The organism is Ruegeria atlantica (genome assembly GCF_947495585.1).
In the GTDB taxonomy this organism is placed as follows: Bacteria; Pseudomonadota; Alphaproteobacteria; order Rhodobacterales; family Rhodobacteraceae; genus Ruegeria; species Ruegeria atlantica_G.
Window position 1 is genome coordinate 119949 of the sequence record NZ_CANLZK010000001.1, and the last position, 16821, is coordinate 136769.

Sequence of the window (16821 nt, forward strand, 5' to 3'; positions counted from 1 at the left end):
AGCCTAAACTGGACTGCAGGGTAGGGTTGCGTTCAGAAAAGATGAAAACTTGACCCTAGGCGTGGCTTCAGGTGATGAACAACCTGATCACGTACGCAACAGTAGCCAGGCACAAAACACTGCCGAACCAGATCGCGCCGAACCAGAAAACTTGTTTAAGCGTTTTCAATGGTAGTTCTCCTCTGGATCGATCTTCCCACGGAAAACCCAGTAGGTGTAGGCGGTGTAAGCCAGGACCACTGGCAGCAGAGTGACTGCTCCGACCAGAGCGAAAGCCAAACTGCTGTCTGGCGCGGCGGCTTCAGCAATCGTGAGGCTTGGAGGCAGCATATAGGGATAGAAGCTGATCCCGATACCAATGAAGCACACGACGAACAGGGCAATGGCGCAGACAAAGGGCTGATAGTCGCGCTGTTCCGTCATGCCACGATCGAGCTTCCATGCAATGGCAGTTACAAGAGCCGGCACAAGCACAGTGAAAACGACGCCGGGCCACGAAAACCATCTGACCATATAGATCGGGTCTTGGAATGGGGTCAAAAGACTGACAAGACCGATCAGCCCGAGTGTCATAAGCATCAACGGACGGACATAGGAGCGCATCTGACGCTGAATCCTTCCAGTGGTTTTCATGTTGAGCCACGTCGCGCCCAGCAAGGCATACCCGATCACAAGGGCCACACCTGTCAGGACAGAGAACGGCGTCAGCCAATCCCACCATCCACCGGCATAATGCCGACCTTCGATCGGGATGCCCTGAACCAGCGCGCCAAGCGCGATGCCCTGGCAAAGTGCGGCCACGGTTGAACCACCGTGAAATGCAACATCCCAAAGCCAGCGCCCGCGTACCGTTCGCCATCGGTATTCGAAGGCAACACCACGAAAAACAAGCGCAAGAAGCATGATGATGACAGGCATATAAAGCGCGGGCATCACTACAGAATAGGCCAACGGGAAAACAGCGAACAAACCCCCGCCGCCCATGACCAGCCACGTCTCGTTTCCATCCCAAACCGGCGTGACCGAGTTCATCATGACATCACGATCTTTTTCGGTTTTCGCGAATGGAAAGAGGATCCCAATTCCAAGATCGAAACCGTCCAGGATCACATAGGTCAGAACGGCAAAGGCAATAATGCCTGCCCAGATTGTCGAGAGTTCAAGCATCACGCTGCCTCCGCCAAGGTAAAGATTTCAATCGGTTTTTGAATTTTCTGGAAGTCTTCGACAGGCGGTTTTCCCATGAGACGCAGCATGTAGAAGGTGCCTGCTCCGAACACCGCGAAATACACGACGATGAAGGCAATCAGAGACGCCGCAACTGCAGGCGCATCCACTTGGGAAAGAGAGTCCGATGTCCGCATCAGCCCGTACACTGTGTAAGGTTGGCGCCCCACTTCGGTGGTGATCCAACCGGCCAGTACCGCCACAAATCCGCTGGGCGCCAACAGGACGGATGCGCGGTGCAACCAGCGATCTTCGTTGAGGCGGCCCCGAACCCGCTGAACAAACGACCACAACCCGACGCCCAGCATGGCAAAGCCGATGGCAAGCATGATACGGAAGCTATAGAAAACGATCGCGACCGGGGGTTCTTCGTCGTCGGGAATGGTGTCCAGCCCGTCAAGCGGCGCGTTCAGATCATGTTTCAGGATCAGCGACGATAGCTTCGGAATTTCGATGGCGTAGTCCACGCGTTTCTCATCCTCGTTTGGAATACCAAACAGGATCAGTGGCGCGCCTTCGGGGTGGCTGTCAAAGTGACCTTCCATCGCCATCACTTTCTGCGGTTGATGCTCCAGCGTGTTCAAACCATGAAGGTCGCCCGCGACGATCTGCAGAGGAGTAACCAGAACGGCCATCCACATTGCCATCGAGAACATGCGCGTGACCTCGACCGTGCGATTGCGGCGTAATAAGTGCCAAGCTGCAACCCCGGCCACCACGAAAGCAGTGGTGAGATATGCGGCCAGCACCATATGCGTCAGGCGGTAGGGGAAAGACGGGTTAAAGACGATCGACCACCAATCCACGGGGATGAATTGCCCCAGCTCGTTGATGTCAAAACCGGCCGGGGTCTGCATCCAAGAATTGACCGAAAGAATCCACGTGGCCGATATCAGCGTGCCAACGGCAACCATCGCCGTGGCCATCATGTGCAAACCGGGACCCACGCGTTCGCGACCGAAAAGCATGATGCCTAGGAAGCCTGCCTCAAGGAAGAAGGCCGTCATCACCTCGTATGCCATCAAGGGCCCGATCACAGGCCCGGCGGTATCCGAGAATGTGCTCCAATTCGTGCCAAATTGGTAAGACATCACGATGCCGGATACGACACCCATCGCGAAGCCGACAGCGAATATTTTTTTCCAATAGTTGAAGAGATTGAGGTAAGCCTTGTCCTTGCGCCAAAGCCAAAGGCCATTGAGGACGGCCAGGAAGCTTGCCAGGCCGATGGAAAAGGCCGGGAAGATGATGTGGAACGACACAGTAAAGGCAAACTGGATGCGTGCCAGGGTCTCTGCGTCAAAGTTTGCTAGTAGGTTCATTGCCGTTTCCTTTGGCGTCGGATTGCAACGAGCGGCAGTCACCTGGGTTGCTACGGTTGCCAGCTCGTCGATGATATTCAGATGAGCAGGATTTGGGGCAGAGGGCGTTTCAGTTCGTTTGGGTTCTGGACGGTTGTTTTTGGATTTTGGACAAAACCCAGGTCGAGAAGGGCAAGAACGGAGGCGGAATTTGAAACGCGAAGTCGGGGAACGGCTGGTGTTCAAACGCCCCAAACAAAGTTGCCACCCGGCTCGTTTGTGAGCCGGGTGGCAACCTATCAGAAACTGTGCGAGTTCTGTTCGGGATGGTCAGTCACGTTGCGTCTGGATGCTAACAGCGCAGGGCCGATGGACCTTATACTGACCGGTCAGTTTTGTTCGGCTGCGATTCCTCCTTTTTTCGTTTGCGTTTGGTATGGCGTTTCAGTCCTCGTTCCAGTCCTTATGGTCATCTTTGAAGTCGTCGCGGCGTTCTTGTGCATCGTCCTGCGCGTCTTCGAAATTGTCCTTCTGGATCGCACCGCCCACGGCACCAACCGCAGCGCCGGCGGCCGCGCCGCCTACGATGCTTTCGCCGGCAATGCCCGCGACAGTAGCGCCGACAACTGCGCCTTTGATGGCTTTATCGGTGACATAATCAGCATGAGCTGTGGCTGCCATGGTGATCAGAAGTGCGCCGGAGATCGGGGCGATAAAGAATTTCTTTGAGGTTTTCATAGGTTCATCCTTGTTCTGGGTCAGCAACCACCGCGGCTGCTGTGTGCCATTGAACTAGGTGACCCCATGGCCTGCTTTCTTTTGGGGACAGGACAAGGTTTTGTGGATCTTGGACATCTTACGGCCCTGCGCGCTGCACAGGCCAGGAGACTTAGCGGCCAGCTTTACGAAACCTGGCTGGCGTTTCACCTGTCCATCGCTTGAACGCCACTGAAAAGGCCGCCTGATCCGCAAATCCAAGCATGAAGGCAACGCGGGCAACACCCTCCCCACTGCGAAGCATCCGTTTGGACAGGTCGCACAACACCCCCTCTAAAAGTGCTTTAAAGCTTGTTCCCTCGGCTGACAGGTGCCGGGTCATTGTGCGTCGCGTCAATCCAAGCTCTCCGGCTATTTGATCGCCGTTTGGTATTGGACCGGGAAGACGTTCCCCGAGCATCTCTACAATGCGATCAGACAGACTTCGGACCGCATCAGGTTGAGCCTTTAGCTGCTCTTCCCCATGCCGGCGCAAATGCCCCAACAAAGTAGGGTCTGCAGTCGGGATCCGAAAACTCATACCGTTTGGGGGCAGAGCCAACGCGTATCCGGACTTGAACCCTTCTACGGCGCAACCGGCCAACTCGGCCAGCAGCTTACAATGCTCGACGTCGTCCGTTTCCAACTCGATTGAGATAGGGGCAAATCCGCCCGAGGTGATCTGCTGAACGCGCTTATAGAGACCGAAAACCAGCATTTCGCGATGGCGAGGATATTGATGCGCCGGGATCACGCTACTTTCCAGCGTGATCTTGGGTTCATCAGGCGCCCCTACAACATCCAGATGCAGGTCAGGGTCTTGCATTGCATAAAAGCGCTGTGTCAATGCCAGTGCGTCTTCGACCGTTTCTGCTGCCCGCACAATGTAAGCCAAAAGCGTTCCGGGACCTTGCGCCGAAAGCCCCACCCGCGCGGCAAAGGTCTTGTCTTCTAAAACACGACACACAGTTTCAACGGCGCCCGCTTCATGAAGCAGTTCGACAGTGGCGTCTGGGCTGTTCCCGATATCCGAAGGTGCCCCCGCCATTTCCAGAATTTCAGGAAACGGAATGCGCGCACCGGGCTCTTGCGAATAACGCAACCCGACACTTTGCAGTCTGTATGCACTGATCCGTGGCACTTTCGTTTCCTCCCCTGACGGGCACACACCGCCCTGTAATTCCTGCAATTGTCCAAAAGCCAACAACAAATGTCCAGAACCCTAAGGATCGCGGTGGCGATGACGGTTAGTTCCCGATCATCAGAAAGGACAAGGCAATGATCTACTTCGCAAGGTACTACCGCGTTTTTAAGGCAATCAACGACTCTGCCAGACAGGAATTGTCCGGAGGCAACATTTACGGCCTGCACGCTTCGTCGCTTGGCGAGAAAACACCGAACGGGCGTCGCTGGGATCCCCCCTATGCACCGCCGGAACAACCCTCAGAACCATCACAACAACCAACCGAGAACTGAGGTTCTCATGACACCGAAAATCTTCACGCACCGCGTGACTGCGTAATTCAAGGACCTGAAACATGAAACCACCCGCGTTCCTGATGGCGCCTGTACTTGGCATCATCTCAACTCCGGCCTTCGCCGCTGGCGGCGACCCCAGATGGTGGGTCGCGCCCAATCAGACTGACACCTATGCTTGGGTCGGCCTGATTGTCCTCTTTCTTGCGATCCTACTGGTCGTACACCTCTATGCCCGCTTTGAACGCTATACGGAGCGCAAATCAATCGGCACTCCGCTGCGCACAACTATTCCGGTGATGCTTACCATAGCCTTGGCATACGAATTGATGCCGGCTCTCAGCCACTTCAGCATTCTGCTGCCAGGCGCGTTGATCCTGACTGCAATCGCCCGCGACTTCATGTTGTGGTGGCGTCCTTCGAAAGAGGAGTTGGTATAATGATCGAATTGCTCGTCACTTCTTTTCCGTTTGTCCTGCGCGTGATCTACCTTAAATGGCGCGGGCTGCCTGTCACCTTGTACAACGTTCACCGGGCTCTTTTCATGTGGTTCGTTCTGGCCCTGATCGTGTTCTTTGCTGTGTTCTATTACTACCCCAAATCCTACACTGGCCTTGTGCCCTTCAGAACCGTTCCTGTCGTCGCCGAGAACGGCGGAACAGTGACCGATATCTATGTAAAAGGTGGAGATCGTGTCGAACCGGGCGACCCGCTTTTTGCAGTTGAGAACTCTTCCGAAGAGGCTGCCGTAAAATTCGCGATGCGAAAAGTTGAGGAAATAGAAAGCGCGAAACTGGCAGCTGAACTGCAAGTCGAAACCGCCCAAGCCGTTCTTGATGCTGCGATTACTTCAAGGGAGCAAGCCGAACTGACCCTGATGGACCATCGCGCACTTCAAGCCAAAAACTCTGCTGCGTTCCAAGTGAGCCAGCTGGAACGCGCACAAGCCACCTTGGATACCCGATCAGCAGAAGTTGAGGCCGCGGAAACTCAAGTGGGTGTGGCCCAAGTTCAAGCGACTGCCGTATTGCCTGCACAGCTTGCATCGGCACGAGCTTCGCTGGAACAAGCACAAGTGGAGTTGTCCAAAACTCTGACGCTCAGCTCCGTTGACGGAGTGGTAGAACAGGTCACTCTCAACGTCGGATCACGCGCCGCACAAGCTGCAATGAGCCCCGCAATGCTCATCGTGCCAGACAGGAAAGATGTTGAACGTGGACGTATCGTTGCCGGTTTCTCGCAGGTTTCACGCACGGAATTGTACGAGGGAATGGCGGCAGAAGTGGCATGCGAAAGCAACTTCAACATCTCGATGCGCAATACCGTTCTTCCCGCAAGGATCGTACGCATTCAAGAGTCGATTTCTTCCGGTCAGCTTGCGCCCAGCGGTCGCTTGATCGAGCCGAGTGAAAAGGCAAAACGGGGTCAGATCGTTGTGCATCTTGACCTGGTACACCCAGAGCACCGCGATCTTTTGGTACCAGGCAGTGGTTGCATCGTCCAATCCTACACCACCAATTTTGAAGGTGAAATGGAAGGCACAATTGTCGCTCACGGGATCCAGGCCATGGGTATCATCAAGGCCGTCGGCTTGCGGGTCAAAGCTTGGTTCGGTCTGACTTCGGGTATCGGCTTGATCGGTGGTGGGCACGCCTGATATTCCAAATACCCTCACTTTCAATAACACGGCTTCCGACAAAAGTTGGGAGCCGTTTCGACTTTTTGCGGACAGAGAACACACCAAATAAAATGAGGGTTCCTTTGGGACTTTCTGCTTCACGGTAAATGGATCGGTCGGTTCGCTCAAACAGCTTTTCGCAAGAATATGACGAACACATGCAGTAGCCCTGAACGTCAGTTTTGTTTGCGAAGTAATCGTTGGATGGTCTCTTATCCAATGTCCACATTCATCCGGAAGCAGTAATTCAGAAAAGCCTGTCGAAAGTCTCCTGCGCGGACTTGGCGGATGCACGCAAAGAAGCAACTTCAGCATACAAACCTATTCGAAAACTTTTGGCTGCCGTCGCGTTTCTCCGTCATAGTGCAAAAAACTGATGTCAGGAGGTCAGAAATGCCTAAGATTAGCCGACGCGGATTTCTTAGATCAGGGCTTGCCGGTGCAACTGCCTTAACGCCACTCAGCACTGCGTTTGGACAGTCCGGTTCGCTTTCAGAATTGGGAACGGCAATCGTACCGCTTCCTGAGGTGGAGGTTTACACAGCCAGAGAAATAGTGACGCTTGATCCGGCAAAGCCCTCAGCTGAAGCCGTCGCTGTTGTAAATGGCCGCATCCTTTTGGTTGGTAGTCTTGAAGACGTACAAGGCATCCTAAAGGGGCAGCGCCATACCGTCGATACAACGTTTGCCAACCACGTCATTGTGCCTGGTTTTCTCGCCCAGCACGATCACCCACTCTTAGCGGCTCTCACGATGTCTTCGGAAATCCTTTCGATTGAAGATTGGGTTTTGCCCACGGGCACGGTGCCTGCCGTAAAGGACAAGAAAGATTTCATCGACCGGCTATCAAAAGCAGTCGAGCAACGCACCGACCCATCTGAGCCAGTTGTTTCATGGGGGTATCACCCAGCATTTTATGGCCCGCTTACGCGAGTTGATCTTGATGCCATAAGTTCGACACAACCGATACTGGTTTGGGCGAGGTCGTGTCATGAGATGATACTGAACAGTGCCGCACTGGAAATGGGAGGTGTCACGCAGGACGTCGTCGAAGGGTTTTCAGCTACGGAGCAGGTACAGTCCAAATTTTTGGAGGGACGATTTTGGGAGCAGGGATTATTTGCGGTGCTGCCCTTCATAGCTTCAATTGCTGCAACTCCAGAGCGGTTGCAGTCCGGTTTGGAGCTGACGCGTGACTACATGCACGCCAAAGGAATTACGTTTGGAAACGAACCCGGTGGCATTCTGGCCAAGCCGGTTCAGGACGGCATCAACGCGGTTATGTCCAGTCCTGACATGCCCTTCCGTTGGTCCTTCATGCCGGACGCCAAAACCTTGATTGACACCTACACCGATGATGATCAGGTAATCGCCGAGACCGAAAAGCTCGAAAGCTGGTATGGGGGCATGACCAGCCTTGCGCCCAAGCAAGCCAAGCTGTTCGCCGACGGGGCGATCTACTCGTTGCTCATGCAGGTACGTGATCCGTATCTGGATGGCCACACGGGCGAATGGATGATGGACAAGAGCCTGTTTGATAGAGCATTCCGTATCTACTGGGATGCAGGTTACCAAATCCATGTGCACGTAAACGGAGACGCTGGACTTGATCGCGTTCTGGACGTACTCGAAATGAATCTGAGACGCAATCCGCGCTATGACCATCGGACCGTTCTGGTTCATTTCGCGGTTAGCGCCGAAGAACAGGTGCAGAGAATTTCGAACCTTGGCGCCATCGTCAGTGGCAATCCATATTACGTCACTGCCCTTTCAGACCAATATTCTGCTGTCGGTCTCGGGCCGAAGAGAGCGGATGCGATGGTACGTCTAGGTGATGTTTCGAGGGCGGAAATCTCTTGGTCACTGCATTCCGATATGCCAATGGCGCCGGCCGATCCACTTTTCCTGATGTGGTGTGCCGTAAACAGAGTGACTGCGTCAGGTCGTATCGCGGGGCCGGATCAACGGGTCGGTGCAGAGGAGGCCCTTCGAGGTGTCACGATCGAAGCCGCCTATTCATTGAAACTTGAAGATGAGATCGGCAGCATCGAACCGGGTAAGCGTGCCAATTTTACTATTCTCGACGAAAACCCTCTTGCTGTGGACCCCATGAAAATCAAAGATGTTAATGTTTGGGGTACTGTGATGGAGGGGCAGGTTCTTCCTGTTGCGAAAGTAAATAGGAAAGCGTCGCTGACGCGTCCGGTCGGGGGAGTTGGCAATATAGATGCTGACTTTGCGCGAGCAACACTTGAGCATGCTCTCAAAGTTGTTCACACACATCTTTAGCATTTGTTTTTTCGTTATGAGTTTTAGGACGAGGTTGGTCGGCTTGGGCCTCGTTGCTGTAATCTGACTCTTTTTGTCGGATGACGGGGTCTCAGCGCTCAGAGGATATTGTGATGACAGATTCAACTTATATTGACACCGTGATGCATAGGCAGCAGGAAGATATTCCATGTCGCATCTGAACTAGTTCGACCACCAGTGTCTTAACCGCATCGAGCACCTGTTTCTGAAGCCGCTTGCCCGGCCGAAGAACTAGCGTCTTAATGCGACCCACTATGACCGATGTGATAAACTGTTCCTGTCGGAAATCTGCATCGCCGCGACTGTCATCTTTTGGTTAGGAATCGAGACGCTAGACAGTATCTCCTTTGTTAATGAAGGCCGATTTAGATGATGGCAGCCCTAATGCTTCCAATCTCGACCTCTCTTTTGCGTTTGGACGAAGCAATCGCGGCAAGAACTATGGCCAAAGATTTTAGGTTGGTTCTTGCAGATGTTGAGGGCTCTCTGTCGTCTTCAATTGAACAAAGAAGCTCCCCCATGGCGCCACGAAACCCGTCGTTGAACCATTGTCCTTCGAGTGCAGGCCGCGCAATGCCATGCGCTGTCTCAAGTGTCACAGATTGTGTCGACAGATCCGACCCAACTGATGTCAGGCTACCGGTCCTACCTGCAACGTATGTTGTATCGCGAGGCCCATAGGGAACGCCCCCGTCAAAAACCAGGCTCGCTTGGCCTTGGTCCAAACGAACCAGCGCCTGCGACATCAGAGGCACTTTGTTGGCCTGGCCGCGTGCAGATGTAGCGGTTGCAAAAACGCTTTCCGCCCTATCTCCGACAAGAGATGCAAGAAAGTCGAACCAATGCACGCCGAAATCGTAAAGTATCAGCTGGTCGATTTCGTCAAACGGGGTACCTGCAGTCCAGCTGTGATCCCAGTGAATTGAGATATGGGCCGACAGAACATCACCGATCAATCCGGCTGAAACCGCCTCACGCATCCAGGACAGGTGCGGGGCCCAACGACCGTTCTGGTTTACCGCTAGTTTAACGCCTTGATCATCTGCCAGCTTCACAAGGTCATTACCCAGATCGAGGTCGGTAACAAAAGGCTTCTGGCTGAGCACGTGTTTGCCCGCTTGCAAGGCAGCTTTGATAATTGGCACACGATGTTCGGGGTGCAGCGTGACATCGACAACGTCGATCTCGCTATCGGCAAGAAGCGTCTCCCAGTCATCTTCGATGCGGGCGTACGGGCAGTATACAGAAGCTTTTTCTTCAGCCTTCGCGCGTGTACGGTTCCAGATTGCGGCGACGTCCCAGCCTGCTGTTCGGTAGGCATCAAGATGGCTTGCAGAAATCCCACCCGTACCAATTACCCCTATCCGGGGTCTATAGCGTCGAGGCATTGGTGGAAGATACTGCAGATCCGGCGCATCGATTTCGTGCAGATGCGCAGATTTTAGTGCGTATTGGTCCGTATTGGCACTGTCTGCGGTCATGCGAGTAACCCAAGTGTTCGTTTTTCATATGCCGAGCGGAGCGCCGTATCGACGATCCGTTGCGCTGTCAGGCAAAGTGCTGGATCCAGCGGCCCTTTGACCGGGATTTCTCTGGATATGCAGTCAAGGACGTACTCAATCGCATTTCGTTCACCTAACGGTAGCGGAGTCACTGGTATCTCGTGCCGGTCAGGTCTTGTGCGGGTTTGAACCGTTATATGATTGGCATAATCGGGCGATGAAATGGTGCCATCTGTGCCCACAAAGACGAATCCGCAAGTTGGTTGAGGCTGCGTTGTCCACGGGTCGGTGAAGGTGCCCCAACGCGTTTCCATTTTTGAGAGCCCGGTTTCATAACGGCAAACGGCAATGGCATGTTGGTCGACTTCGATTCCCGGTGTTTTATCGACTGTGCATGTCACCTCAATCGGCTCCTGGCCCCCCATATACCAGGTTCCAAGCGTTGCGCCGTAGCCAAGGTAATCCAACAGTGATCCACCGCCCGATGCCCGCTTATACCACCATGAGTTCGGTTTCTGGCTCTCAACTTCGTCCGGGGTGACTTCGACCTTGTCGGCCAGATGGTATAGAGGCCCGCGATTTCCGTCGTAGAAATGCACTTCGCGCAGGTCGCCGATCATCCCGTCATCAATCAACCGTTTGGCCGTCACATGGCTTTCGACCCATCGCAAAGGCCAGTTGATGATCAACTGCTTGTCGGTCCTATCCATTGCAGCCACCATGCGGCGCGCATCGTCTGAAGATGCGGCAAAGGGCTTTTCGACAAAAACATGCAGGTCGTAAGAGGCTAGACGTTCGGTATATTCCGCATGCTGAGCCGTTGCCACGCAAAGAAGTGCCATGTCGTAGGGTCCCGCAGCCATGCACGCGTCGAAATCGGTAAAGATCCGATCTTCGGGAATGCCGAATGTCGTTGCAGCAGCCTGCATCCTGTCCCGATCCGGATCGAATATCCCAGCGATTTCAGCGTCGGGATGATCGTGAACCATCCTAAGCAAATCACCCATATGCATGTGATCGAAACTGATGCCGACGATCCGGAATTTTGCCATTGGAAACCTCCCTTAGCGCGTGCCGGTAATCCTGACGTAGAGCGCGGTAACTGCGAGGATGATCAGCCCAAACAAGGCCGTACGTGCACCTTCCGGCATCTGCATCAAGGTTAGCATAGTATCTAGCACACGCAGAATAAGCGCGCCCACAATTGCACCTGCGAAACTGCCACGACCTCCGAAGATTGATGTGCCGCCAATCACCGCCGCGGCCACTGAGGGTAACAATAAGGGGTTGGCAAGGCTCAGCGAAGTTTGGCGGATCATGCCGAGATAGAGCAAGCCAGCCAGCGCGGCGATCAAACTTGAAAGCACGTAGAGCCCCAGATAGACCTGCCATGCCCGTACCCCGGACAGCTTAGCGGCCTGCTCATTGGAGCCCAGAGCGAACAGAAGCCGACCAAATCCTGTATAGCGCATGAGCCACAGGATAAAGAGCGCAAACGGGATGAATACAAAAAGGCCGTTCGGCATTCCAGCGGTGCGGCCGGTTCCGAGCCAGGCAAGGAAGGCGGGAATTTCTGTGCCAGCATTGATGACGAGGCGTTGATAGACCTGCAGACATCCGGTGGCGATTAACCCTGTGCCTAGGGTCATGATCAATGGATGGACCCGGACCAATCCCACGCCGATGCCATTTACAACGCCCACAATTAGGCCAGCTGACAGCGCGATCAATACTGCAGGTGTCACGCCCCAAATCGCACTAAGTGTTGCGCAGACGAAGGCTGAAACAGTGGCTACTACCCCGACCGAGAGATCTATCCCTGCGGTTAGCATTGTTAGAACCTGACAAGCCGCAAGCATCGCCAACGGAATTGCAAACTTGATCAGGTTGCCAACCCAAAAAGTAGAGATCAGCCCATCCCGACCTGCACGGAAAGGGGTGACGATACCCGGCCGCAATACTTCGAGCACAGCGATCATCAGGACAAGGAAGACCAATAGCGGGATGATCGGGTTGTCTCGCAGATAACGGCCAAAGCGGACCATCGACAGATCTGTGGTGTCCATGCTCATCGGCGGGTCCCCTTTAAAGAAGCCGCCGTGCCCAGCATAACGACGAGAACCATAATTGTGCCTTCGATAATCGTGGTCACGTTTGGATCGACGGCAAGCAATGTCAGGATCGTTCGAATGATCCGCAAAACGAACACCGCGATGATCGGCCCAAGCAGACCGCCTTTACCACCGCCCAGCACGACACCGCCCAGAACTACGGCCGCGACCGAGGCCATAAGATATGGCCCCGGAACCGGCTCTCCAATCCCGGTCAGCGCAGCGAGGCTTAGACCGCCCATGGCGCAAAACAGGCCGCATAGCGCATAGGCCGTTATCTTTGTTCTTCCCACTGAAACGCCAGAGCGGAAGGCGGCAAGCTCGTCTGATCCGGTGGCGTAGATCGATAGTCCGAGTTTGGAGCGCCGGATTGGCATCCAGACAACAGCGATGCCCAAGGCAATGACAAGCAGTGCCTTGGGCAGCCCGGCGAATAGAAAGTGACCGCGTATTGCCTGTTCCAGCCAATCTGCAGTCGCGCCGCCCGGAGTCTCAAGGATCAACAGCGCGACGCCTTCCCAGACAAACAACATGGCGAGTGTCACAACGATGTCGGGCACGCGCGTTACAACGATCAAAAGACCATTGATCAACCCCATCAAAAACCCGACCCCCAACACGATAAACAAGGCCGGTACACCGGCCATGCGCTCCATCAGAACGGCTGCAGTCACAGCACAGACCGCCATCATAGACGCAACAGACAGGTCGATACCGCCGACGATTACGACGATGGCCATACCGGCGGTTGCGAAAGCAAAGGGCAGGGCGGCGCGGGCAATACTCTCCAGTCCTGACGCACCGAAAGTTGGCTGTATCAATTTTGTGATAGTCAAAAGGACCATGAGAAGAACCGCTAACCCCATGACCCATGCGTGTTTTCGGATGGCCACGCTCACGCCGCGCCCTCCGTCTCGGTCAGGCCATATGCCGCACGCATCAGTGTTTGTTCATCCGCGTCAGCGGCATCAATCACATCAACCACGCGACCGTTGAAGATTACGACCGCGCGGTCACAGGCAAGTGGGATTTCTTCCAACTCGGACGTGTAGAATAGAACCGCCGCTCCTTGATCTGCCAACTCACGGACAAGCGGGTAAATCTGGCGTTTTGTGCGCACATCGATGCCACGGGTCGGATCGAATAGAAGCAGGGTTTCGACACCTGTCGCCAGCCAGCGACCAATGGTGACTTTCTGTTGGTTGCCACCTGAAAGCCTTTGCACCTCGCCCTGCGCGCGTGTGTCGATCTGCAGCTTCTCGACCGCATAAGCGACCCGATCGCGCTCATGCCGCAATTTTATTGGCCCCCAGTTCTTGAGCCGGGCTGAAAATGGCAGAGCGATGTTTTCTTTAACTGACCTTTGCGCCAGCAGAGCGTCTGAACGATCGCCCGGAACGAAGGTTATCCCGACTGCAATGGCGTCGGCGGGGTGGGCGAAGTTTACGGGCTTTCCATCAACTTCCATCAATCCTGAAGATGGGCGATCAAAGCCCGCCAGAACCTCAAACAGTTCATCTTGCCCCTGACCCTCAAGCGCGACCACGCCTAGGACCTCGCCGGGGAATAAGTCGAACGAAACATCCGAGAAACTGGGCTCAAACGCCAGTGACTTAATGCTCAGGCGCGGTGTCTTAGCCCGTGGTTCGTTTGCTTGAAGGATCTGACGTGTTCCAATGTCAATCTTCTGACCCAGCATCAATTCGACCACGCGTTCTTCTACGCCGGGTTCAATGTCGAGATCTCCGACAGACATGCCATCCCGCAACACAGTGGCCCGATCGCACAGTTCCGAAATCTCGGTGAAACGGTGAGAAACATAGATCACACCCATCCCGTCATTTGCTTTACGCCTTACGGTTTTCAATACGCGTTCAACCAGATCCGTCGGCAGCGCTGCGGTCATTTCGTCCAGCAAGAGGACATCAGGTTCAACGGCCAAAGCGCGTGCCAGATCAAGGATGCGCAGCGTAGCAAGTGGCAGGTTGCCAATCATTGCCGATAGTTTCAGGCCTTCGATGCCAAGTTCTGTAACCCAGTTTTGAAACTGATCGACAGGTGTGTCTGTCAGCCGAAGATTGTCGGACACGTCGAGATCAGGAATGAGTGAGGGTTCTTGATAAACCGGCACCAAACCGGAACGGCGCGCCTCGGCGGGGCTTCCGACAAACGCTTTTTTGCCTCTGATCAATACCTGTCCAGCGTCGGGTTTAAGGGCACCGGTAATGATCTTGACGAAAGTGGACTTGCCAGCACCATTTGCGCCCATCAAGGCGACGATCTCGCCTTCGGCAACCGTGAGGTGCGCATTGGTCAACGCCCGTACGGCGCCAAAACTCTTGGCCACGTCAGACGCGTCGAGAAGTGGTGTGCTGCTCATGGAAGTCCTTGAATGCCGAGTGGGTTGGAATTGCCTTCCGCCCAGCTAAAGGCGGAGGGCCAGTCAATTCGGATCAGCCCTCGCCGGGTCCCTTACAGTCGATGATTTGTTCCATCGTGTAGTCGGTCCAGCCGGGAACGGTCACTGATACGGGCCACTCTGGGTCAAGGTTAGGATTCTGAGCCGCTGTGATCGTTTCACGGCCTGCGTCCGTCGTATTCTCCCAAAGCACAGGATCTACAAGAACGGTTTTGTTCTCAGGTGCCTTGCCGTTCAGAATGTCGACAGCCAAAGCAATGCCTGCGCCGCCAACTGAGCCAGGATTTGTCACTGCCGCGCCGTTCAATCCCTCAACCTCGGTCAAGTATTGGACAAATCCTGCGTTGTCTGCGCCGACGATCGGAACCAGGGGAGCGCCGGATTCAGTGAAAGCGTCGACGATTACATTGTCGATACCGCTGGTCCAGACACCGTCAAACGGGATTCCGGTGGCCAAGTAGTCGAAGATCTGTTGCTTACCCTGATCCTGCTGCCAGCCGGTGAAAACCTCGTGCACCACATTGATATCGGGGTGTTCAGCTAATGCTCGTTTAAAGCCGTTGTCTCGATCTGTATCGGCTGAGACGCCAGCAATGCCACGCATGTAAACAACGTCACCTTTGCCTCCGAGTCGTTCGAACAACCATTTGGCACCGAGGTAGGCGTATTCTTCCTGATTGTTCGAAAGAATGTAGGCACCTTCAGCCGAAACGCCGGCATCCACGGCAACAACGACGATATCTTGCGCCATTGCTTTTTCCAGTGCTGAATTCAAAGCATCCGGGTTGGAGGGGTTCAGGACAATTGCGTCAACGCCCGCTTCGATGAGGTTGTTGATGTCTTCCAGTTGCCCGGCTGAATCGGTGTTGCGATGCGCGACGATCAGGTTTGTCACATCGGCTTCGACCAGAGCTTGGGCACGCATGGCGCAAATCATCTGTTCGCGCCAGCCATTGCCTTGAACGGTATTGGACACTCCGATTGTGTATTGCTTGTGCCCGTCAGCCATCGCCACAGTTGAAAGAGACGCTGAAACTGCAAGAGCAGCAACACCATAAAGTAGGTTCTTCATTTTATTTTCCTCCCAGATTTAGTCATTTCAAATTTGATAATTTCTTCACTTGATGAATGGTGACAGGACATCCCGGGCCAGCAGAAAACCCCGCTTGACCTTTTCGTCAGTCCCTTCGAACAATCGGTCTTCATGTTCGATAATGATCGGACCGTCGTAACCGGCGCGGTACAGGCCGGAAAAGAAACCGGACCAATCCACATCGCCCAGCCCGCAAAGCCGTGGAATTTGCCATCCCATGCCGGTTGACATCACCCCGTTCTCATAAAGCCCGTCCTCATCAACCATCACGTCCTTGGCATGGACATGAGCCATGTATGGGCCAAATTCTTTGATGAACCGTTTTTGATCGATGAACTGCCAGATCAGATGTGAAGGATCGAAGTTCATGCCAACCGCATCGCCCCATTCCTCGAATATCCGCCGCCAGATTCTTGGCGAGTAAGCAATGTTGTGACCCCCGGGCCATTCGTCATAGCTGAAGATCATCGGGCAGTTTTCAAAGCACAGACGCACACCAGAGTTTTGAGCGTGCTTCACGATCGGGTCGAAAATTTCGGTGGCACGCTCCCAGTTCGCGTCGAGATGCAGAGTGCGATCTCCGCCGACGAATGTGTTGACAACTTTGATGCCCATCACGCCAGCGGCTGTGATTACCTTGTTAAGATGCCCAATGACTTCAGCCCGGTGCTCTGTATCGGCGTGGAGCGGGTTGGGATAGTACCCCAGACCTGAAATCTCGATACCCTGATCGCCGAGCTGCCCAACAATTTCAGTGCCCTGACCCGCAGTAAGGCCATCTACGTTGATGTGGCTGGTTCCCGCATAGCGCCGTTGTTCGCCACCTGACGATGGCCAGCAGGCGACCTCCATCGCCGAAAACCCATTGGAACCGGCCCAGGCCGCCACCTCAGTCAATTGAGAGTTTTCGAATGGTGCAGTCAGTAAGCCCAGTTTCATGTCATCGCC

Annotated in this window: 16 protein-coding genes; 4 read left to right on the plus strand and 12 right to left on the minus strand. The window is 54.4% G+C overall.

Features of this window, described 5'->3' with window-relative positions:
* Positions 1 to 67 precede the first annotated feature (67 nt).
* The 5 genes from QMP16_RS23625 to QMP16_RS00600 all read right to left on the minus strand — a co-directional run bounded on the left by QMP16_RS23625 (position 68) and on the right by QMP16_RS00600 (position 4425).
* On the minus strand, positions 68 to 169 hold the full coding sequence (locus QMP16_RS23625) for a DUF2474 family protein (protein ID WP_145974830.1): 102 nt from the start codon (positions 167 to 169) through the stop codon (positions 68 to 70).
* Positions 166 to 1167 (minus strand): cytochrome d ubiquinol oxidase subunit II, encoded by a 1002-nt coding sequence (cydB, locus tag QMP16_RS00585; RefSeq protein ID WP_282150838.1) that lies wholly within the window; start codon positions 1165 to 1167, stop codon positions 166 to 168. The genes QMP16_RS23625 and cydB overlap by 4 nt, the downstream gene beginning before the upstream one ends.
* Positions 1167 to 2549, minus strand: coding sequence for a cytochrome ubiquinol oxidase subunit I (locus QMP16_RS00590; protein ID WP_282150839.1), 1383 nt, complete (start codon positions 2547 to 2549; stop codon positions 1167 to 1169). Before QMP16_RS00590 ends, cydB begins: the two co-directional genes overlap by 1 nt.
* A 423-nt stretch (positions 2550 to 2972) precedes the next feature.
* Positions 2973 to 3266, minus strand: coding sequence for a glycine zipper domain-containing protein (locus tag QMP16_RS00595; RefSeq protein ID WP_282150840.1), 294 nt, complete (start codon positions 3264 to 3266; stop codon positions 2973 to 2975).
* A 151-nt stretch (positions 3267 to 3417) separates the two neighbouring features.
* Entirely contained in the window at positions 3418 to 4425 is a 1008-nt protein-coding gene (locus tag QMP16_RS00600) for a helix-turn-helix domain-containing protein (RefSeq protein ID WP_282150841.1), read from the minus strand.
* A 137-nt stretch (positions 4426 to 4562) separates the two neighbouring features.
* Between QMP16_RS00600 and QMP16_RS00605 the strand changes: the two genes are divergently transcribed.
* The 4 genes from QMP16_RS00605 (at position 4563) to QMP16_RS00620 (ending at position 8727) form a co-directional block, all read left to right on the plus strand.
* The gene (locus tag QMP16_RS00605; RefSeq protein ID WP_282150842.1) at positions 4563 to 4760 is read left to right on the plus strand and encodes a hypothetical protein; all 198 of its coding nucleotides are present in this window, start codon (positions 4563 to 4565) and stop codon (positions 4758 to 4760) included.
* A 62-nt stretch (positions 4761 to 4822) separates the two neighbouring features.
* Positions 4823 to 5200 carry a hypothetical protein gene (locus QMP16_RS00610; protein WP_058273728.1) on the plus strand — a complete coding sequence of 126 codons (378 nt, stop codon included), beginning with the start codon at positions 4823 to 4825 and terminating at the stop codon, positions 5198 to 5200.
* The gene (locus QMP16_RS00615) at positions 5200 to 6417 is read left to right on the plus strand and encodes an HlyD family secretion protein (protein WP_282150843.1); all 1218 of its coding nucleotides are present in this window, start codon (positions 5200 to 5202) and stop codon (positions 6415 to 6417) included. The genes QMP16_RS00610 and QMP16_RS00615 overlap by 1 nt, the downstream gene beginning before the upstream one ends.
* Before the next feature lie 309 nt (positions 6418 to 6726).
* Entirely contained in the window at positions 6727 to 8727 is a 2001-nt protein-coding gene (locus tag QMP16_RS00620; RefSeq protein WP_282150844.1) for an amidohydrolase, read from the plus strand.
* Between the two features lie 386 nt (positions 8728 to 9113).
* On the opposite strand, the gene QMP16_RS00630 is transcribed toward QMP16_RS00620, so the two are convergent.
* From QMP16_RS00630 to QMP16_RS00660, 7 genes are all read right to left on the minus strand, one after another.
* Positions 9114 to 10229, minus strand: a complete 1116-nt coding sequence (locus QMP16_RS00630) for a Gfo/Idh/MocA family protein (RefSeq protein ID WP_282150845.1) — start codon at positions 10227 to 10229, stop codon at positions 9114 to 9116.
* Positions 10226 to 11302, minus strand: coding sequence for a Gfo/Idh/MocA family protein (locus QMP16_RS00635; RefSeq protein WP_282150846.1), 1077 nt, complete (start codon positions 11300 to 11302; stop codon positions 10226 to 10228). The genes QMP16_RS00630 and QMP16_RS00635 overlap by 4 nt, the downstream gene beginning before the upstream one ends.
* Positions 11303 to 11314: 12 nt before the next feature.
* Positions 11315 to 12322: an ABC transporter permease gene (locus QMP16_RS00640; RefSeq protein ID WP_282150847.1), complete on the minus strand. Its 1008-nt coding sequence runs from the start codon at positions 12320 to 12322 to the stop codon at positions 11315 to 11317.
* Positions 12319 to 13260, minus strand: coding sequence for an ABC transporter permease (locus tag QMP16_RS00645; protein ID WP_282150848.1), 942 nt, complete (start codon positions 13258 to 13260; stop codon positions 12319 to 12321). Before QMP16_RS00645 ends, QMP16_RS00640 begins: the two co-directional genes overlap by 4 nt.
* On the minus strand, positions 13257 to 14741 hold the full coding sequence (locus QMP16_RS00650) for a sugar ABC transporter ATP-binding protein (RefSeq protein ID WP_282150849.1): 1485 nt from the start codon (positions 14739 to 14741) through the stop codon (positions 13257 to 13259). Before QMP16_RS00650 ends, QMP16_RS00645 begins: the two co-directional genes overlap by 4 nt.
* Positions 14742 to 14814: 73 nt before the next feature.
* Positions 14815 to 15852, minus strand: coding sequence for an ABC transporter substrate-binding protein (locus QMP16_RS00655; protein ID WP_282150850.1), 1038 nt, complete (start codon positions 15850 to 15852; stop codon positions 14815 to 14817).
* A 45-nt stretch (positions 15853 to 15897) separates the two neighbouring features.
* Complete coding sequence (locus QMP16_RS00660) at positions 15898 to 16812, minus strand: sugar phosphate isomerase/epimerase family protein (protein ID WP_282150851.1); 915 nt, start codon at positions 16810 to 16812, stop codon at positions 15898 to 15900.
* Between the last annotated feature and the right edge of the window lie 9 nt (positions 16813 to 16821).